The organism is Mucilaginibacter rivuli (genome assembly GCF_019391655.1).
Lineage (GTDB): Bacteria > Bacteroidota > Bacteroidia > Sphingobacteriales > Sphingobacteriaceae > Mucilaginibacter > Mucilaginibacter rivuli.
This window is the reverse complement of sequence record NZ_JAHXPQ010000003.1, coordinates 607,162-627,728: the sequence shown is the minus strand read 5'-3', so window position 1 is coordinate 627,728 and position 20,567 is coordinate 607,162. Positions and strand designations below refer to the sequence as shown.

17 protein-coding genes are annotated in these 20,567 nt (G+C 40.8%); 10 read left to right on the top strand and 7 right to left on the bottom strand.

What is annotated here, in order from left to right; genetic code table 11:
* The first annotated feature begins 16 nt into the window (after window positions 1-16).
* On the top strand, window positions 17-1,279 hold the full coding sequence (locus KXQ82_RS09880; protein WP_219488049.1) for a PAS domain-containing protein: 1,263 nt from the start codon (window positions 17-19) through the stop codon (window positions 1,277-1,279).
* Window positions 1,280-1,282: 3 nt separating this feature from the next.
* Here the strand turns inward: KXQ82_RS09880 and KXQ82_RS09875 are convergent, their stop codons facing one another.
* From KXQ82_RS09875 to KXQ82_RS09865, 3 genes are all read right to left on the bottom strand, one after another.
* A complete protein-coding gene (locus KXQ82_RS09875) occupies window positions 1,283-2,152 on the bottom strand; it encodes a flavin reductase family protein (RefSeq protein ID WP_219488047.1) in 870 nt (289 codons plus the stop codon).
* A gap of 3 nt (window positions 2,153-2,155) precedes the next feature.
* Window positions 2,156-3,154: a fumarylacetoacetate hydrolase family protein gene (locus tag KXQ82_RS09870; protein ID WP_219488046.1), complete on the bottom strand. Its 999-nt coding sequence runs from the start codon at window positions 3,152-3,154 to the stop codon at window positions 2,156-2,158.
* A gap of 252 nt (window positions 3,155-3,406) precedes the next feature.
* Window positions 3,407-3,706, bottom strand: a complete 300-nt coding sequence (locus KXQ82_RS09865) for a hypothetical protein (RefSeq protein ID WP_219488045.1) — start codon at window positions 3,704-3,706, stop codon at window positions 3,407-3,409.
* Window positions 3,707-4,110: 404 nt separating this feature from the next.
* Here KXQ82_RS09865 and KXQ82_RS09860 point away from each other — a divergent pair, with 404 nt between their 5' ends.
* From KXQ82_RS09860 to KXQ82_RS09850, 3 genes are all read left to right on the top strand, one after another.
* Window positions 4,111-5,265, top strand: a complete 1,155-nt coding sequence (locus KXQ82_RS09860) for a homogentisate 1,2-dioxygenase (RefSeq protein ID WP_219488043.1) — start codon at window positions 4,111-4,113, stop codon at window positions 5,263-5,265.
* 141 nt (window positions 5,266-5,406) lie between these two features.
* Window positions 5,407-6,531 carry a 4-hydroxyphenylpyruvate dioxygenase gene (gene hppD, locus KXQ82_RS09855; RefSeq protein WP_219488041.1) on the top strand — a complete coding sequence of 375 codons (1,125 nt, stop codon included), beginning with the start codon at window positions 5,407-5,409 and terminating at the stop codon, window positions 6,529-6,531.
* 6 nt (window positions 6,532-6,537) lie between these two features.
* Window positions 6,538-8,322, top strand: a complete 1,785-nt coding sequence (locus KXQ82_RS09850; protein ID WP_219488040.1) for an aromatic amino acid hydroxylase — start codon at window positions 6,538-6,540, stop codon at window positions 8,320-8,322.
* Here KXQ82_RS09850 and KXQ82_RS09845 read toward each other — a convergent pair.
* From KXQ82_RS09845 to KXQ82_RS09830, 4 genes are all read right to left on the bottom strand, one after another.
* A complete protein-coding gene (locus KXQ82_RS09845; protein ID WP_219488039.1) occupies window positions 8,315-9,478 on the bottom strand; it encodes a GAF domain-containing sensor histidine kinase in 1,164 nt (387 codons plus the stop codon). The two genes, KXQ82_RS09850 and KXQ82_RS09845, sit on opposite strands and share 8 nt — an antisense overlap.
* 74 nt (window positions 9,479-9,552) lie before the next feature.
* Window positions 9,553-10,056, bottom strand: a complete 504-nt coding sequence (locus tag KXQ82_RS09840; protein ID WP_219488038.1) for a hypothetical protein — start codon at window positions 10,054-10,056, stop codon at window positions 9,553-9,555.
* Window positions 10,057-10,127: 71 nt separating this feature from the next.
* Entirely contained in the window at window positions 10,128-10,868 is a 741-nt protein-coding gene (locus tag KXQ82_RS09835) for a dioxygenase family protein (protein ID WP_219488036.1), read from the bottom strand.
* Between the two features lie 255 nt (window positions 10,869-11,123).
* A complete protein-coding gene (locus KXQ82_RS09830; protein WP_219488035.1) occupies window positions 11,124-11,465 on the bottom strand; it encodes a hypothetical protein in 342 nt (113 codons plus the stop codon).
* Window positions 11,466-12,591: 1,126 nt separating this feature from the next.
* On the opposite strand from KXQ82_RS09830, the gene KXQ82_RS09825 reads away from it, so the two are divergent.
* The 6 genes from KXQ82_RS09825 (at window position 12,592) to KXQ82_RS09800 (ending at window position 20,496) form a co-directional block, all read left to right on the top strand.
* Complete coding sequence (locus KXQ82_RS09825) at window positions 12,592-13,614, top strand: acyltransferase family protein (protein ID WP_219488033.1); 1,023 nt, start codon at window positions 12,592-12,594, stop codon at window positions 13,612-13,614.
* Window positions 13,615-13,790: 176 nt separating this feature from the next.
* Entirely contained in the window at window positions 13,791-15,842 is a 2,052-nt protein-coding gene (locus KXQ82_RS09820) for a tetratricopeptide repeat-containing sensor histidine kinase (protein WP_219488031.1), read from the top strand.
* A 165-nt stretch (window positions 15,843-16,007) separates the two neighbouring features.
* Window positions 16,008-17,249 (top strand): nucleotidyltransferase family protein, encoded by a 1,242-nt coding sequence (locus tag KXQ82_RS09815; protein ID WP_219488030.1) that lies wholly within the window; start codon window positions 16,008-16,010, stop codon window positions 17,247-17,249.
* Between the two features lie 39 nt (window positions 17,250-17,288).
* Complete coding sequence (locus KXQ82_RS09810) at window positions 17,289-18,188, top strand: phosphoenolpyruvate carboxykinase (ATP) (RefSeq protein ID WP_219488028.1); 900 nt, start codon at window positions 17,289-17,291, stop codon at window positions 18,186-18,188.
* On the top strand, window positions 18,188-18,598 hold the full coding sequence (locus KXQ82_RS09805; RefSeq protein WP_219488027.1) for a lasso peptide biosynthesis B2 protein: 411 nt from the start codon (window positions 18,188-18,190) through the stop codon (window positions 18,596-18,598). The genes KXQ82_RS09810 and KXQ82_RS09805 overlap by 1 nt, the downstream gene beginning before the upstream one ends.
* A gap of 8 nt (window positions 18,599-18,606) precedes the next feature.
* Window positions 18,607-20,496 carry an asparagine synthase-related protein gene (locus KXQ82_RS09800; protein WP_219488024.1) on the top strand — a complete coding sequence of 630 codons (1,890 nt, stop codon included), beginning with the start codon at window positions 18,607-18,609 and terminating at the stop codon, window positions 20,494-20,496.
* Window positions 20,497-20,567 lie beyond the last annotated feature (71 nt).

Here is a 20,567-nt window from a genome sequence, read left to right as displayed (position 1 = left end):
TCTTTATTGATTAAAATTGAAATTATTTCACCGTTTTTACGATCTATGGTTAAGAATTATTGGTAACCGCGAAGAGTTTCCTCTTGAGTTTCGTATTTACCATGCTGTTCTTGTTATTACGGCCTTAGCTTTATCGTACAATATTTGGTTTAAATACCATATCGGTTCAACAGAGGGCTCAATACTTGCCTTTACCTTTTTGTTCATCAATATCTATCTTTTATATATCTCACGTATTAACAGGCAGTTAGGAGGCAATGTATTGTTGTTTTCAATAGCAGGTAACTGCCTGGTTATTAGTCATTTTTTTATCAGTTCGGGTATAAACGGCCCCACACTTATATACTCAGCAACACATGTATTGCTGGTTATAGCCATATCGCCTGCGCGCAGGCAGCGCCTTTTGGTTATCGTTAATTTTTTAGTGGTGGCTGTTTTACTGTTTTTCCAGTTTCAATACCCGCGCTTATTTGTATCTTATTATCAAAACCAGGCCGACAGATATATTGATACCGGATCAGGCTATTTTTTTGTTACAGCTATCATTTACTTTACCATCCGTTATACCCGTAAAAACTATGCTTTCGAAAAAATATCAGCCGAAGAAAATGCACGGTCTATTATTGAGCATCAGGAGTTTATCCTTAACCAGAATATTGAACTGGCCAATCTTAACGAACGCTTTGAGTATGTAACCAAAGCTACTTTTGATGCCATTTGGGATTGGGATATTACAAAGAACGAATTGTATTGGGGCAAAGGCTACGAAACCATTTTTGGCTATCCGGCCGAGTCGGGCGAGGTAAGCCAGAATTTTTCGCTGTGGCAAAACAGGGTGCACCATAATGATGCTGAACGTGTAATAGCAACCCTGAGCACGGCAATGGAAAACCCTGAACGGCAGTTTTGGCAGGAGCAGTATCAATATTTAAAGGCCGATGGTAGCTATGCTTATGTTATGGACAGGGGCTATATGATACGCGATGCCGACCACAAGGCCATCAGGATAGTGGGTGCTTTGCAGGATATTACATCGCTAAAAGCACAGGAGATAAAGATATTAGAACAAAACAAGCGGCTGCAGCAAATAGCTGATATCAACTCGCATGAATTACGCAAACCTGTAGCTACTATTTTAGGCCTCATACAGTTAATTGAGCCCGGCGAAATTAAGGACGAACTGCACCGCCAGTTATTTGAATATATTAAGCTAACAACCCTTGATTTAGATGCGGTTATCAAAAAAGTAGCTGATAGCACTAACGAATCGGCGGGGTAAGATCTATTTTTCCTGCGTTAATAAAAGCAACAGGGCTTCGGCTGTATTGCCTGTATTCAGCATCTCTTGCGCGGCAAAGTGTAAACTATCGGCAAGTACAGGTATTTTGCCCATATGCTTATCGCGATAAGCTTTAACGCTTGCACCATCAGGTAAACCGGCCAGGTTGCCTAACTGCCCCAGGTTATTACCTGTAAGTATTTTTGAGTTGCGGATATGATGTGGCAAAGCATCTATCCCCATACCTATTTCTGTATTTGGCTTAGGCACTTTAAACATATTATCTTTATTGGCGCGGCAATACCAATCGCCTCCCATGCGGGCCACAAAATCGGTTTTTAACTGGTCAATTGTGCGGTTTTCGTTCAATATGCTTTCGCTGATGTGTATCAGCTTTATTTCGGCCATTACCAGGTTGCCTGCGCCGCCTTTACCACCTAAAGCAATCACATCATTCACTACACACTCCAATTGTATGGGTGCTTCGGCTACGCGTGGTGGCTTTATTAATTGAGATGGTAACTGGGTAAGGCCCGCCTTGATAAACTCGTTAACACCCTTCGGATACTCTACACTGGCTAATGATGTTTGCTGTACCATGGCATAATTAACCATATTGATCACTACTTCGGGTACTTCATATATATTCTGTAAAGTATGTTTGGTTGTATTATCACGCGTTCGGCGCGAGGGCGAAAAAACGCATACCGGCGGGTTACTGCTAAACATATTAAAAAAGCTGAACGGGCTCAGGTTTACCCTGCCGCCGCCATCAATAGTTGACGCGAAACAAATGGGCCGCGGCGCTATAGCATGTTGAAGGTAATTATGCAGATCGGGCGTGCTAAGGTCTTTAACGTTCAGTGTGAGCATATTTTACTTCTTTTTTTGTGCCAGTATAGACCAATCTGTTTTTGCCTTGTGGATGGTATTGCTTAATATACCAAGTCCTGTTATTTCCATATCAATTACATCGCCTTCTTTTAACCATTGAACAGGATAATCAGGGTCGGCAAGCAAGCCGGTACCATTTAGTTCTAAAAAACAACCCGTACCAACTGTTCCCGAACCTATCACATCACCGGGCAGCACATCGCAACCGTATGAGCAGCGTTCTATCAGTTCGGCAAAGGTCCAATCCATATCAGCCATGGTGCCGTTAGATACCTCTATACCGTTTACCCGGCACTTCATCTTCAGGTCGTAGGCGTGGCCGATATGTCCCGGTTTAGGTTCAACCCGCAACGGTTCCAGTTCATCAGGCGTAACCAGCCAGGGGCCAATTACGGTCGAAAAATCTTTTCCTTTTGCAGGGCCAAGGTTAAGCAGCATTTCTTCCAGTTGCAGGGTGCGGGCACTCATATCGTTCATAATCATAAAGCCCGCAATGTAATCGTCGGCATCGGCGGCTTTAATGTTTCGGCCTTTTTTGTTGAGCACAACAGCTACTTCCAACTCAAAGTCGAGCTTTTCAAAATGATCGGGCATGCATTCAATTTCGCCGGGGCCTTGTATGCTGTTATGGTTAGTGAAATAGAAGATCGGGTACTGATCAAACTCTGCGATCATGTCCACTTTACGGTTGCGCCTTGCCGCCGCTACGTGCTGCCTGAAGGCATACCCATCGCGACAAGAAGCAGGATGCGGTACCGGTGCTATCACCTCGTAAAATATCTCTTCGCGGGCAGTTATCTTACCGTAATTAATATCGTGATGTACCTTTTTGGCCAGCAGCATAATTTCCTCGTTGCCTTCCAGAAACTCCTTCATATTATCCGGAATAAGCTTATTGCAGGAGTGCAGGTTATAAATATGTCCGTTCACAAACACGCCAAGGTGCTCATCGTCTTCGGTTTTGTACGATACTAATTTCATAAATGGGTCAGAATTGGTTAATTCAAATGTATGTGCAAATGTGCGTATGTGCAAATGAGTAATGGACAGGGGGGGTAAAAGTGGGTATTTTCAAAGAACTAATGACATTACTATATCATTAGTAAACGTCACGCAAAGTCGCGAAGACGCTAAGAAAAAAACTTTGCGACTTAGCGTCTTTGCGAGGGTTTAACTTCAAGGCAGGGGGGATAAAGTAAGAAATATTTCAACTCCCATTTGTTTTCAGCAACGTTAACTGTCTTTGCCTGGCAAATCATATTTATAAATCACCTCATTTTTCATTTCAATAGTTACGTTACAAGAACCAATCTTAAAAGGATATTCGAAGAAAATCGTCAACAGTTGGTCCCCGTATTCGACATCATATAAATCAACTAAATTCTCAGACGAATTAGTATTTATAGTTATTGTTAAAGTTTCATTAACAGGAACACTTTCAACATAAGCCCCTGGCTCTAAAACTATATGGAGCGTATTTTTAGAAGTGTTTTTAAAATTGAGTTTTAATACTTTTTCAGCTTTCAAGTCCATAAATAATTGCGGTTTAAAATGAGCAGGGGGGATAAAGTAAGAAATATTTCACCTAACTGTTCCCTTCTCCCATCTTTCTAACTAAACACTACAATATACGCATTTTCCCCCAAATTATCAAATCCCCACCCTTATCCACAAATTTCGCCAATATTAATCTTAGCAAAATTTTATACTTGCATCATAAACTTTTATAGCATAAATTTGTTGTATAACTATTATGAACGCCAATAAGTACCAATACTTAAAGCAAGTGATCATATCAAATGATGTGGAATTATCCTTCCGCTTCGCCATGCTGTCTAAAATCGTTTTCGCGCAGTATTCCCGCTAAAACTTTTCCTCTTTCTATCTGTCCTGTCAAAGGATAATTACAGCATTTTTATTACACCATTATTTATACTATGCCTATATACCACACTTTAGGTAACATCCCGCATAAGCGGCACACCGTTTTTAGAAAACCGGATGGCCAGCTTTACGCCGAAGAATTGGTATCCACCGAGGGCTTTTCGAGCCTGTACTCTTTAGTGTACCATTGCTATCCGCCAACACTGGTTAAAGAATTGGGCGAACCATACCCAGTAGAACCCAAAATAGCCCGCGCCAAGCACCTTAAACATACCAGCCTTATTGGCTTCAATATCAAGCCCGAAGACGATTACCTGCAAAGCCGAAAACCCGTTCTGGTTAACCAGGACTTGCACATCTCGCTCGCCGCGCCACTCAAAAGCATGACGGATTACTTTTTTAAAAACGCGCAGGCCGACGAAGTGGTGTTTATCCACATAGGCTCGGGTACGTTAAAAACCGGCTTTGGCAATATCAAATTTGCTTACGGCGATTATTTAGTGATACCCCGCGGCACCATTTACCAAATGGAGTTTGATACCGAAGATAACCGCCTGTTCATTGTAGAAAGTTTTAGCCCGATACGCTCACCCAAACGCTACCGCAATACCTACGGGCAACTGATGGAGCATTCGCCATACTGCGAGCGCGATATCCGCCGCCCGACCGATCTGCAAACCCACGATGAGCATGGCGATTTCAAGATCCTAATCAAAAAACAAGGCTTAATATACCCATACATTTACGGCACACATCCATTCGATTTTGTGGGCTGGGATGGCTTCCATTACCCATGGGCTTTTTCTATACATGATTTTGAGCCTATTACCGGCCGTGTGCACCAACCGCCGCCCGTGCATCAAACCTTTGAGGGCAATAATTTTGTGATATGCTCCTTTGTGCCCCGTAAGTACGATTATCACCCCGATTCTATCCCGGCCCCGTATAACCACAGCAATGTGGATAGCGACGAGGTACTTTACTACGTAGACGGTGATTTTATGAGCCGCAAAAGCGTGGTAAAAGGGCAAATAACCCTGCATCCCGGTGGCATACCACATGGCCCACACCCCGGCACGGTCGAAAAATCAATAGGGAAGGAGAAGACCGAAGAACTGGCCGTGATGATAGATCCCTTCCATCCGCTGATGCTGACCGAGGATGCTTTGGCGATTGAGGATGGCAGTTATTACAAAAGCTGGATGTAGAAAGTTGTTGTAAGGTTGGAATGTTATTAAGCCAAAGCAGCATCACATAAGTCAAACCTTACAACTTTTCAACCTTTTTAACATTCAAACTTTAAAGGAACATTACAACATTCAAACTTTACAACTTTCCAACACAACCCCATGGAAACACAAATTCTTCAAAATAAAACAAGCTCAGCCGATTTCCTTCCCCTTAACGGCACCGACTACGTTGAGTTTTACGTAGGCAATGCAAAGCAGGCCGCCCATTATTATAAAACGGCCTTCGGTTTTCAAAGCCTCGCTTACGCCGGGCCCGAAACCGGTGTGCGCGACCGTGCATCATACGTATTACAACAAGGTAAAATTCGTTTGGTATTAACCACCCCCCTGCATTCAGAGCATCCCATTGCCGAACACATTAAAAAGCACGGCGACGGTGTGAAAATCCTCGCCCTTTGGGTTGATGACGCATACGATGCCTTTGAGCAAACCACCAAACGCGGCGCAACACCTTACCAGCAACCCACCACCATCAGCGATGAGCATGGCGAAGTGCGCACCAGCGGTATTTGCCTTTACGGCGAAACCGTGCACCTCTTCATCGAACGTAAAAATTATACGGGAACTTTTCTTCCGGGATATATACCCATCACATCCCACTACAACCCAACCGATACCGGCTTGCTTTATGTTGACCATTGCGTAGGCAACGTTGGTTGGCATAAAATGAACGAGTGGGTTAATTTTTATGAGGAGATCATGGGTTTTCGTAATATTCTCACGTTTGATGATAAAATGATATCTACCGAGTATTCGGCGCTGATGAGCAAGGTAATGAGTAACGGTAACGGCTACGTAAAGTTCCCGATCAACGAGCCGGCCGAGGGTAAAAAGAAAAGCCAGATAGAGGAGTACCTGGAGTTTTACGAAGGCGAAGGTGTACAACATTTAGCACTTGCAACTCACGATATTGTTAAAACCGTAACCGATCTGCAAAGCCGTGGTATCGAGTTTTTAAGTGTGCCCACAACCTATTACGATGAACTGGAATCTCGCGTCGGTAAAATAGACGAGGATGTAGAGCCGTTGAAACGGCTCGGTATTTTAGTGGATAGGGATGATGAAGGTTACCTGTTACAGATATTTACCAAACCGGTAGAAGACAGGCCCACTGTGTTTTTCGAGATCATCCAGCGTAAAGGGGCCAAATCATTTGGAGCAGGTAATTTTAAAGCCTTGTTCGAAGCGATAGAGCATGAACAGGAGTTAAGGGGTAATTTATAATACACAATGGCCGAACCCGATTTTAACGACTTTAATAACCCGCAGGTAAAAGCTTTGCCAAAGCACCTGCGCCAATACATCGTGCCGCAGCACTACGAGCATTATACGCCTGTTGACCATGCCGTGTGGCGCTACGTAATGCGGCAAAATTATAGTTATCTGAAGGATATTGCCTATTATCCCTACATCCCCGGATTAGAAAAAGCGGGGCTGACCATCGAAAAGATACCGAGCCTGCAAGAGATGAATGATGCTTTGGGTAAAATAGGATGGGGAGCCGTAACGGTGGATGGCTTTATACCGCCTGCTGCTTTTATGGAGTACCAGGCTTACCGGGTACTGGTAATAGCTGCCGATATCCGTACCTTAAAGCATATTGAGTATACGCCCGCTCCGGATATTATTCACGAATCAGCCGGCCATGCGCCTATTATTGCCGATAAGGATTATCACGGGTATCTAAGTTATTTTGGTTCGATAGGAGCCAAGGCCATGTACTCCGCACAGGATTATGAATTGTACGAGGCTATCCGCGCGCTATCTATACTCAAAGAAATGCCCGATGCCGATACTCCTGAACTTAAGCAAGCCGAAGGCAAAGTAGATTGGTGTCAGCGAAATATGGGTGAGCCATCTGAAATGGCCCTGTTAAGTCGCCTGCACTGGTGGACTGTGGAGTACGGCCTTATCGGGACGCTCGAAAATCCCAAAATATATGGCGCGGGCCTGCTATCATCCATCGGCGAAAGCGCAACATGTATGGATCCGGATGTTACCAAACTTTGGTACAATAAATACACGGTGAATTATCCTTATGATATTACCAAGCCCCAACCGCAGCTTTTTGTAACCGAAAACTTCCATAACCTGATAGATGTGCTGGAAGAATTTGCCAATACCATGTCGTTCAGGGTAGGCGGTGCGCATGGCATTCAAAAAGGCATCGATAGTAAAAATACCTGTACAGCGGTTTACAGTTCGGGTTTGCAGGTGTCGGGAGTATTTACTTCGATGATATTGGATGGCGACAAGCCTGCACTGATTAAAACTACGGGGCCAACTGCTTTATCATACCAAAACAAACAATTAAGCGGGCATGGTAAAACATATCATAAAGATGGATTTAGCTCGCCCGTTGGTAAGCTGATAAATGAGCAAAAACCATTGGAAGAGTTTGATGCCTCAGACTTAAAACGCCTTGGTATAATTGAAGGCAACACCACAATATTGCCATTTGCATCGGGCATTAATGTAAGCGGAACGGTGGCAGGTATGGTGTGTCAAAATGCCAGGTTGCTCGTCATCACCTTTAAAAATTGTACCGTTACCGGGAAGGATGATGAACTGCTATTCGACCCAAGCTGGGGCGTTTATGATATGGCTGTTGGCGAAAATATCGTATCCGTATTTAGCGGCGCTGCCGATAAGGATGCTTTTGAGGATATTGCCTACGCACCCAAAACGCAAAGCTACCACCCAACTTATAATGCAGGCACTTTAGCCTTGCACAAGCTATATCAGCAAGTACGTAACTGTCGCCAAAACCACAACAGATATGATACCCTACCACAGGTGTGGGAAAAACTAAAAAGCGAAAACCCTGATGACTGGCTGTGTAGTTTAGAGATTTTGGAGGTGCTATGCCACGAGAAGATTTATAACAACCTATCCGAAGAAATAAGCACTGCGCTTCACCAAAAAATGGAAATCCAACCTGAATTGAAAAAGCTGATAAAAGACGGCCTGTATTTAATTGAGCACCCCGTTGAGAAAAAGCATTTAGTTAATTAAGCGGCATCGAAAACGTAAAACTGGTTTCTTTTTCGGTTGATATTACCGCAATTTTACCGCCATGCGCCTCTGCAATTTGTTGGGATATAAATAAACCCAAGCCTAAACCTTCGTCGCCTTTTTTAATATCACCGCGGGCAAAAGGGTGAAACAGGTGAGGTAGCACATCCACTGCTATCGGCTCTCCAAAATTGGTGATGCTCAATTCAAAAACATCGTTTTCTGAAATAGCTTTTACTTTTACAGGAGTACCGGCCTTGCCATGTGTTAACGCATTAGCTAATAGGTTTGAAAATAACTGTGCTATACGCTTACTATCCGCGTTAACTGGTTGTGCTAAATTCACGTCCGTTTTTATCACACAATCAGGGTTAATGATCTGTAGTTCTTCTATTACATGGTTAAGCACTTTTGCAATGTCATCCTCTGGATTTTGTTTTAAAGTGAGCCCGCCACCCAAGCGCGCGCTGGCAAAATCCATTACATTCTCCACAAGTGCAGCCATCCGTACCGAGCTGTCTTTTATTATCCCTGCAAGGCGTTTAGTTCTATCATCCGCAGCGCTGCGCAGCAACAATTGCGAACTGGTTGATATGGCGCTGATTGGATTTCGTAGATCATGCCCCAAAATAGCTATAAATTGCTCCCGCAGATCAGCTATGCGGCGTTCTTCGACCAGTTCATCAATAGCATGCAGGTGGAAAGCTATAAGCTCCGCATACAGCTTGAACATGTTTATAGTTTCGGGGTTGCTTAGTTTGTGAGGGTTGGGGTCTATCGCGCAAAGCGTACCAAAAAACCTGCCATCTTTAAGGAAGATAGGTATCGAAATATAGCTTTGAAAGCCATACATCGCCGGAGTATGATGAGTAGAAAAATATGGATCCAAAGCAACATGGTCAATTATAACGCCGTCTCCGCTTTGACGTATCTCGTGGCAAATGGTTGTTTCCAGTTTAAGTTCGCCACCGGGTTTAATCCCAAAGTTTATCTTATCATGTACGCTGCAGCAAACCCATTGCGTATCGGTAACGCGTGCCACAGCCGAAAAGCCCATGCCTGTAGTATGGCATACCATATCTAAGATTGTAGGGACTACAGAAATACTGCTAATAGCTTTAATATCAGCCTGTATTTGTGGGGAAAGGTTGGTCAAATTACTTATCCGTTAAATTATTTTACTATTATCAAATATAAGTTTTATTCACGGTTAAGCAAGCTAATTTAACGTCAAATCTCCTGGTACGATATCACCGAAAGGCCGGGTTGTAACGTAAGCATAAACGTATCAACCGGGGTGCTTGTAGTACGATGTTCACCAACTGCCAATATCATACATTCACTTATCGTATTAAACAGCGTTAATTGCGGCGTAATGAAGTTAATGGCAACTTTGTGCGCGTTAATATCAGCAATATCCGAAGCCAGCAATTTAAAATCCGGCGTTTCAAATTTGAGGGTATTACCCATATGGTCATGCAGGGCAGGCATCACATTTTTTAACTCTTCCACATGATGATTAGCCGCTATAGCCAGCTTATAATGCAACGAGTTGGCACGACCATCGTTGCTTTTCATCTCATCAAAAGTGCTAAACTTACGCTCCATATTGTAGGTTTGGCTTTTCATTAAAAACTCCTGGTAGGTGGTGTGAAATACCTTACGGTCAAAGTCCGTCTTCGCCGAAGCGTCTATAATATGCCTGTAAGCTAATTTTATCAGTGCTGTTGCCATGTGTTTGCAGAAGAAAGGTGAAGTTAAAGCCGGAATGAGTACCGGCTTTAACAGGTATAAATATGATTGGATTAAAGTGCGAGCCCGAGAGTTAGCGTACCTGTATAACCGGCAGTAACACTGCCCGCCAGAGTAAGCGTTTCGGCGGCAAGGTCGGCTGCCGAGTTGCCCAAAATGCTGTCGGCAAGGTTGCTTGTTGTATTTACGCCATGAGCGGCATAAAGCGTACTGGTATGAACTGTGTTTGATACCGTTTCGTTAAATGCCATTTGCGTGGTTTTAACCAAAACGTTATTGATGAATATTTCGATATGTACATGCGTAGCCCTGCCCGAATACCAACCCGGATATATGGTGCTGAATTTAACCTGCCCCGCGGTATCGCTTACCTGGTAGCCGCGCAGCCAGGTTTGGCCCACATAGCTTTGTGTACCCAAAACGCTGCTTTGGTTGGCATAGCCCGAGTAATAACCATCTTTATTGCAGTGCCATATATCAACCCTGGCATTGGGTACCACAGCATTGCTTTTGTTTGCATTAACCACCGTTAGTGTAAGCGCTAATGCAACGCCTGTTTGCCCGCCGGTAATATCAACACGTTGCAAAGGGTTGGTAATTTCGCCGCCAACGTAAGGGTAGGGCCCCTCAACTTCGGTAGGTATTTCGCCTGCTACGGTACTGGTACTGCCCGATGTTGAGCTGCTTAATGCCGTCGAGCTATCTGTTGATGATGTTTTTTTGCAGGCCTCTAATACCATGGGGCCTGCGGTAGCCGCAATGGCAAACTGTTTTAAAAAATTTTTGCGTTCCATATAGTTTAAATTAATAAGGGGTTGATATTATGATGCTAAACTACCGGAGCTAAATGAAGAGAAAATGAAAATGTATTTTTTTTGTTACATCCTTTATCTTTTTTTTATAAAGACGCTAATAGGGAAAGCACTGTGGTATTTGCTGATCAGATACAGCATATATAATGTTAGAGATTAAACCGGCGGATTTATGATGCACAGGTATGCCGCATTGTGTTTTAAGCACAATTAAGCCGATATGCAGAATAGTAGGATTTACCTGTACGAAGAAAGATGTGTAGTTTTAATACTTAGCACAAAGGTTTTACCAACACTTATCTTTACGGCTTTATCTTGCAAAATAGCTTTAATGGCTTCGTCAGCTTTCAAAGCTTCATACAAGTCGCGCGCAACAGCAGAACCACCGATATTGTTGGTTACCTTTCCATTTTCTATCGCGATATTGAACGAGTAGCCCGATTTACCACGATCGCCGGCCGATTCAAAATCGGTAATGTTTAATTTAAAGCTCTGGTCTTCGGTAAGGCTTCTTTTTAAATGCAAGCGAATAACGGGGATGTACTTTTTCCAGGTAGTTAAATATTGTCTTTCTTCCATGCTATGGCTCAAAGGTATCATAATTAAATGGGTCTGGGCCATTAATTACAATAATCGCAAAATCAGTTACCTGTTCTTAGCGTAGCAAACTTTGATTATACTTTATAAGTTGCTTACTATTATGAAGTATCTTACTGCTAAATTTAGAAGATACAAAAAAAGCGCCCTGGTAACCGGAGCGCTTTTTTAATAAAACTGTTAAAAGCTTTATATTAGTTATTCATTGCTTTGTGAGTATGTGTTCTGTTTGGAGTTGCAAAAAGAGGTAATAAAATAACACCAAATAATACTACAAATTCTAATACAGTTGTCATGATTTTTTAATTTTAAATGTTTCTAAATTTTTTCTTCAAGATCACTTTGTTCACCACGAACAAATTCACCCGATACAATGAGGCATGTGCTAATAATATGCCACAATAAATCGGGCATCATTTATCACTGTTTTAGGTAAAAAACAGTGATTTTAAAACTTGAATAATTTGGCAAAAGGGTTAAAAAATATCTCGGTTTTTGATTTTTATATCAACTTTTTCACTTTTTACCTCTAAAAACACATTCAAAAACATAAAAACTCCATTTTTTTTGATAAAATATACATCGATGGTAAAAAAATAATGAATTTGGGGTGAAATCTCCATTTTGGATATTTTCAAAAAAACGAACATCTAAAAACCATCTTTTTTGCCGGCAGAATTTTTCATCGGATCATCTTTGTTAACTAAAGTGGTCGCTCATCATTCAACTTTATCACTCTTAACAATTTGAAAAATATTTTACGACAAAATGTCATATTGTGTGACATTGGTGAAATACCTGCCAAATAGGCTTAAAATAATCTGCCAAAAGTCTGCCATTTTTTAAAATCAACCTTTCAGCTCAATGATATGGTGAAAAATAACCTATGCCAGTTTTTTAGGTGCTGAATTGAAGAAATGTAAAATTTAATTCAAAAAGTAATAGCTATTATTATCATTTTGCTAATAATCCTTCCTGTTTTATCAAATAAACAAAAATGGCAGTTGGTTCTGTTTTTACTGGCAAAATGTTCCGAATATCAATATCTTGCAAACTCATTATTTTAGGCCTTACGTATATCGAGGTTAAATTGTGCAAACGCTTATTAATGGAACAACAAAAGGACTTCAGGATAAATAATTTCGATTTGCTCAGGCTGCTGGCCGCCACACAAGTTATTGCTGATCATTATCACGATCATATTGATGCTACAGGCAATCCTCTTCTTATCGACATGATGTTCTCCTTTCCGGGTGTTGCCATATTTTTTGTAATCAGCGGATACTTAATTTCGGCATCGTTCGAGCGTAATAAAGAGTTTCGTAATTATATTCGTAACCGTATTTTACGTATTTACCCGGGTTTATGGGGTGTTGTATTTTTAACCATAATAGCCATATCACTAACAGGCGTTAGTTTTTTAAATGTGCAAGCCCTTGCATGGTTGCCGGCACAGTTGACTGGCATTATATATACCCCTGGTTTTTTAAATAACTATGGCTTTGGCTCCTACAACGGTAGCTTGTGGACAATTCCTGTAGAACTCCAGTTTTATCTTGTGCTGCCCATATGCTATTACTTCGCACCAAAAAATAAGGAGAACTATTGGTTTTACACGCTTTTTATAGTATTTGTAAGCATTTACTTAAGCTACCAGTTTATAGATTTTGGCCATACCATCCACAAGCTGTTACAGTATTCATTCCTGCCGCATTTTTATATGTTTTTGTTGGGCGTTATTTTTCAGCGGTTACGTATTTACAAATCAAAGTTTATATACAATAAGGCACTGTATTGGTTAGTTGCATATCTCGCCATCAGTTTAACTTTAAAAAGTTATTTTAACCCTGTTCTGTTCGTTTTTGCGCAGAATATCATTTTGGGCTTTACGGCATTATCTATGGCTTACACATTACCGGGTTTTGCACACAAGTTGCTGCGCGGTAACGATATATCATATGGTATATATATTTATCATGGCTTGTTGCTAACCCTTGCAGTACAATTAAAATTGCAGGAGCATATTAGTTTACCCCTGGTAATACTGGCTACGTATATTCTGGCTTACTGCTCGTGGATATTTATCGAGAAGCCATTTATCAATCGTAAAAAGCAAAGTATTAAGGTTTGATCGGAATAATAATGTTTTATCAAAAAAAGGATAAAACAGATGAAAAATATTTAGTTCAAAGCTGCTTTGGTTAATGTTTTTGCTTTAAAAGGTAAATAATAATGATAATATCATATTTTTAGTTAAATTCACACCGATAAACAAAAGTCTGTTTAAATTACTTTGCTATTCATATCATGTATCATCGCCCCCGCGGTTTTTACGTTGTAAATATTTTAAAGATATATATTGTTGCGCTTGTTGTTGTTTTACTGCACTCATGCTCTGGCGATAAAAATGAAGACGCGAATGGGCTGAAAGCAAAAATTCAGCAATGCGATAGTCTGCAGTATGCAGGCAAGGGCGATAGCGCTATTTTAATAGCAAAAAAAATGCGTGGCTCGTTACACACTTCAAGCCCCCTTATTGTAAGTTATTATTGTTTATTGAGCCAGTATTACCAGGATACCGGCAACAATAGCCAAACTGTTGCTTACGCAGATAGCGCCTTTTTGTTTTTTTCGGAGCAAAGCAAAGTCGAAAAGTATCCTGCGGAATATTATAAAGCCTTAATGATGAAAGGCGATGTAAACCTATCCGCCCGGAAATTTATAGGTGCGCTTAATTATTACTACCAGGCAAAAAATATAATTGGTATTGGAGTATGTGATAATGGCGATCTTTTCAGTAAGCTGGGCTCCATTTATTTTAAGCAAAGCAACTACAGGCTGGCCGGCAGGTGCTGGGCCGCAAGTTTTGCTAAGCTTGATAGCTGCCACGAACGGTATACAGCCGAGAAACTTTTCTTAAAAGAACAAGGCTGGCTAAACAATGCGGGGTATGCATATGAAAGAGCGGGCATGCTTGACAGCGCCGAGTACTACTATCAACTCGATTTAAAACTGATAAATAAAGCAAGTAATAGTAACCTTTTTTTAAAGCGCAATACCGATGGCCCCAAGGCTGTATTATATGATAACCTGGGCGGTGTTAATTTGAAGTTGGGTAATTTGAAAGAGGCTGAAAAGTACCTTACAGCATCTATAGCTATACCAAATCCAAATACTGATGGGTCCGGCATACCACCACAATTAAAATTGGGCGATCTGTACGTAGCGCTTGGCAATGATGTAAAAGCTGCACAGGCTTATAACAACGCCAGGTTATTACTTAATCGTTTTTATCGTGTAAATTTTGATCTGGAAACAAGATGGAACAGATCATACGCTAAATTTATGGCCCATCTTAACAAGCCTGCCGAAGCATATCTGTATCAGAGCAAATACATAAGTTTACGCGATTCGCTTGAGCGTAATTCGACTGAGTTGTATAAGCTTGACGTTGAGCGCGAACTGGCAACGTTTCAGCAAAAGCAAGCGTTGGTCAACCTTGAACAAAAAGATAAGGTTAGAGAAATATACTTTTTGGGCATCGGCATCGCTATCATTTTATCTGTAATTATCATTGTGTTAATTGCCCGTAACTTAAACAGATCTAAAAAAAATCAAAAGGAAACAACACTTAAAAACGAGCAGCTGCAAGTAACCCTGGCCGAACTTGAACGGGTAAACAAAAATTATATTCGTATTATGCGGGTAATGGCCCATGACCTGCGAAACCCGCTATCGGGTATGACGGGTATTGCTTCCATGCTGCTTGAGGATGAAGATTTTTCGGAAGATAGCAAGCATATGCTTAAACTAATAGAGACGACCGGTACACACACCATGGAGATGATAAACGAATTGCTCAAAACAGGCCTTGCAGATGAAACAGAGCAAATTGTAAAACAAAACATCGATCTGAGGTCGTTACTATTTGATTCGGTTGAATTACTGCAATTTAAGGCCAACGAGAAGCACCAGAAGTTGATATTTGAGAGTGATGACAAAGTTATAATGGCTAATGTTAACCACGAAAAAATATGGCGTGTATTTAACAATTTGATAGTTAATGCCATAAAATTCAGTCATGAAGGTGGCGATATTAAAATTAGTATTACCCTAAATAACAAAAATATACTTATCGCAATTGCAGATAGCGGTATTGGCATACCCGAAAATGAAAAAGACAGTATTTTCGAGATGTTTACCGCGGCAAAAAAATTTGGCACCAATGGCGAGCAGCCTTTTGGGCTTGGCTTATCTATTTCTAAAAAGATAATCGAAATGCATCGGGGTAAAATTTGGTTCAAAAGCACGGTAGGAGTGGGGACTATATTCTATATAGAATTGCCTCAGGTAAAATAAGACTGTTTAGCAATTCTTTATGGTTGAATTGTAGTTTTAGTAAAAAAAATTTCCTGTTGTGCTTATTTTTAGTGTGGGTTTTATCGAAAATAGTTAATTTAGCCTATCCATATGCAACTGCCTCAACTTGTTTGCATATTACCCCTTAGTTAATATACTGCTACAATGATTGCGATAGAAAACATTAAAAATGATCATGGCACCGAAATGGCTGCTATTATTTTATGTTGTCGCGTTTTTTTTGGAACAGCTACTAACTCCGAACTAAAGCAATTTGTAAGTGCCAACAATATTGATTGGTATTCACTTATTCGGCTGGCACGGCAGCACCGCATTCGCCCTGTCATTTATCCCTTGCTACATCGCATTGATCTGCCAAATGATATAAAAGTTTTAATTTACAAACAACAGGCCGAAATTACACAGTTAAACTGGAAACAGGCTATTGAAACAGAACGTATTATTATGCTTTTAAAAAAGCATGGCGTTCAGGCTGTTCCGTATAAAGGCACGGCATTTTCAAAACAGTTTTTTGGCGATCTGGTTTCAAGGGAGAGCAGCGATATTGATCTCATTATTCAACCAGCGGATCTATCCAAAGCTATTGATGTATTGAAGCTGGATGCTTACCTGCCCGAACTGGATGAAGTATATAATTACCTGGGAACAAAGTACCATTCATATTATAAAGATTATAACCTTAATAAGTATAAGAATGGGCAGCGCGAGTTTCACATTGAATTGCACTGGGCCATTGCCGAAACTTACCTGAATGTTAACGATAAAGTAAACGCCTTCATTTATGAAACAGGGGAGCCGGTGAAACTGTTAAAAGCAGACGTTGCCGTTTTAACTCAAAATGCACACTTTGCTTCGGTACTTATACACCATACCATAAAGGATACATTTAAGTATCTTAAAAACATTGTTGATATTAGCCAGGCGTTATCTATTCCGGGTATAAAGACTTATTGCGATAAATTAAATATTGAATTTGCAGATATTGGATTGCAAAAAATACTGGCTGTAAGTAATGAGCTATCAGAGCAGTTAATGGGTATTTGCTTGCCCAAAACAGAGGCAGCATTCTCCAATGTAAAAGCGGTTAAGTATTTTGCAAAACAACTTTGCGGCAATCGTATTATGGCATCAGAAACGAGCAGTAATATTTTAGATTGGATGCACAACCGTTTATTGCTGCAAGATTCGTTTTTGCAAAGGATGAAGTTTTATTGGATATCAGGCATTCATCGTTTTATACCTGCCAGCAGAGATTTTGAATTGGTTAAATTGCCAAAATCAATTTTTTTTGTATACTATTTTATGAAGCCTTTCCGGTCAATAATAAAACCGTTTGATACATCCGAGCGTAAGCGAAAACTAATTCCGCTTAGCTCTATTGAATAGCATCTGTTCAAACATCACCTTACCAATTTATCAGAAAAATTGAAATACAACTACCGCGGTTTTGGTCTGAACATTACATCCGATATTGATTTTCCGGAGTTGGTTGCGGCCAGCTTTGATATTGCTGATGTTAATATTTACCAGGGAGTAATCATCGCCCCTGTTGAAGGTAAAAAGATAGTATGGCATCATTTAGCACTTACTATTACCGATAATCAATTGTTTTTAGAGGCAAAAGGCATAGCAAGATATCTGGCAACAGATGGCCGGACTATTATTGTTGAACCTGTGGACAAAGATGTTGACATGCGATTACTCAGGCTACACATATTGGCTTCGGTAATAGCGGGTGCTTTGCTGCAACGCAAAATGCTACCCATGCATGCTTCAGCAATATTGCATCATGGCGAACTGGCGTTTATCACCGGTGATTCTACTGCGGGGAAATCAACCACCCTTGCCGGCCTTATAAAAAAAGGATATACACCTTTTAGCGATGATGTGGTAGTACTTAGCCCTGATCTGCAAACATCAGCATCGTACCCAATGATCAAGCTTTGGGAAGATGCACAGGAAAAACTGAATCATGGTCAGTTTAGTGACCAGTCTTTCGCGATAAGGAAAGGGATGAATAAATATGGTGTCTTTTTTCATGAGCAGTTTGATACAGGTAGCCACCCGGTAAAAAAGATATTTATATTAAAAAAAGGACCGGTTAACCAAATTGAATCGCGACAGCTAAAAAACGCGGAGGCGTTTAACGAGCTTACAAAACAGGTTTATCGTAAAATGCTGATCCATAATAACGAGTTAAAAGCCCTTACTTTCCAAATCATATCTGCATTGTCAAATAATTGCATAATTTACCAGGTAACCAGGCCTGAAGTATGTAATGTTGATGCGTTGGTTGAATATGTGGAAAATTTATTATTAGGCTGATGAAGAAAAGACCCGCTAAAGAACAACTGCTATTTGCCGAAGCGTGGTGCTTTTTGGCAACGGCGCGTTTTATGCTGGTGTTTTTCCCGTTTAAAAAGATAAGCCCGCTTTTTGGTAAATTACATGCAACCGAGGCGTTTGGTAATGATACCCTTTCATTACTGGTAAAAACAGCCCTTGGCAGGGCGTGCTGTTATTCGCCCTGGCGTACAAAATGCTTTGAGCAGGCGCTTGCGGCTAAAATGATGCTCAAAAGGCGAGGGGTAATAAGCACCATGTTTTTTGGTGTATATAAAGACACCGTTACAAATAAACTAAATGCCCACGCTTGGCTAAAAAGCGGTGATAAAATAGTAACTGGTGGCGGCAATTTAGAGAGATATACAGTATTGAGTAGTTTTACAAGTTAATAAATATAATGAGTGCTATTTACGGTATCATCAGTAAAAGGGAGAAGCCTGTTGAGCAAGCGAGTATCAACAAAATAAAACAGGCAATGGCTCACCGGGTTACCGATGGTGACGGGATAAAACAAAGTAAAAACGTAGTTTTTGGTTTTTGTAAATTAACCGTTTATCCCCAGCAGCAAAATGAACAATTGCCCATAGAAACCAGCGACCTTATTTTTACGGCCAATGCACGTATTGATAACCGCGATGAACTATATAGTTTATTAAGCCTGGATAAAAAACAATGGGGAACCGAGGCTGATAGTTTTCTCATATTAAAGGCATACCAGCATTGGGGAGCACAATGTGTTGAGCACCTGCAGGGCGAGTTTGTTTTTGCCGTATGGGACAAGATAAGGCAACAGCTTTTTTTAGCAACCGACCAGGTAGGCTTTCGCCCGTTGTATTATTATGATGCTCCCGAAGTTTTTATTTTTTGCAGCGAAATTAAAGGTGTTGAAGCCGCTAAAGGCACTCCCCATTATTTTAATGACGAGCATATTATAAACTACCATTTCAGGCAAAGTAATAGTGAGCAAACCTATAATAAAGAGGTATTTGCCCTTTGCGGGGGAATTAAATTGAGCATGGTGAATAACACCATCAAAAAAGAAAAGTATTGGGCGTTGCAACCCGCTGGGCGGTATAATTTTAAGAACGATGAAGAGTGGATAAACTGCCTGCGCGATTTAATGTATAAAGCCGTATCAAAACGATTAAACCCTGAAGTGCCTGTAGGAATAACCCTGAGTGGCGGATTGGATTCGAGTAGCGTGGCCTGTATATTATCAGAATTGTTGGCTAAAAAGAATAAGCCATTATACGCGTTTTCATCAGTACTGCCGGTTGGGCATGGGGGCATTGAGGAAGATGAGCGGCGCTACATTGATATTGTAAATAAGCATTGCCCTAATATTATACAAACATTTGTAGAGGCGCCCGGGGTTGGACCACTTGATAATTTAGCCAAAGCTTTTGATATAAATGAAGCTATTCCGAATGTTTTTTTTTATATGGATATGGCGATTGCAGAAGCGGCGAAAGAAAAAAATATCCGTAGCTTATTTACAGGTTTCGGCGGTGATTTTTGGGTTTCGTGGAAGGGTAACTCCATAATTTATTTATTGATGCAGCAAGGCAAGTATAAAGCCTCTATGCAATTGTTAAAGCAATTGGCAAAAGTATATGATATTAACCCCTTAAAATTGCTTAAAAGCGATTACCTGTTTTATACAACATTGTGGCATCAATTGCGTAAAATTAAACCCCGTGACATTAATTGGCAACAACACACTACGCTACAGCCCGGCTTTGCAGCGCAATATACACATGTGTTATTTTCGGAGCAACAATCCAGCCAATCTGCCGCCATGCAGGCAATGGTGAGCGATGGTCAAATAAGTAGGTTTAATGGCTTGTTTGCTAATCGCAATGAACATTATAACATGGCAACCTGTGACATGATGTTTGATAAAGACATTATGGAGTTTTTGATAGAAGCACCGGTACATCTGTTCAATAAAAATGGTTACAGGCGCAGCCTGATACGCCATGCTATGCATGATATACTACCACCTGCCATACAGTGGCGCAGAGATAAATCGCCTTACAGCCCCGATTATGCAAAACGTACAATTATGGCAAAGGCTAAACTTTTCAGTATGATGGATGATCCCGAAAAGGCCTTTGTGTTTGATAAATACATAAGCAAAGATGCTATAATCAGGCACTTTGATGATATAGTACCATTTGCGGGTTTTTCTTCGCCAACATCAGTAACCGGTATAAGGATAATGCAAGCGGGTATAGTAACTGATTGCTTAATATATTTAAAGAGTAAGGGTTATCTGTTTGAATAATGTTAAGGTTTATGGTTGTTTAAAAGTAAATATTTGCTTTGGAGTAAATATTTCTTTACATTCGTAACAGT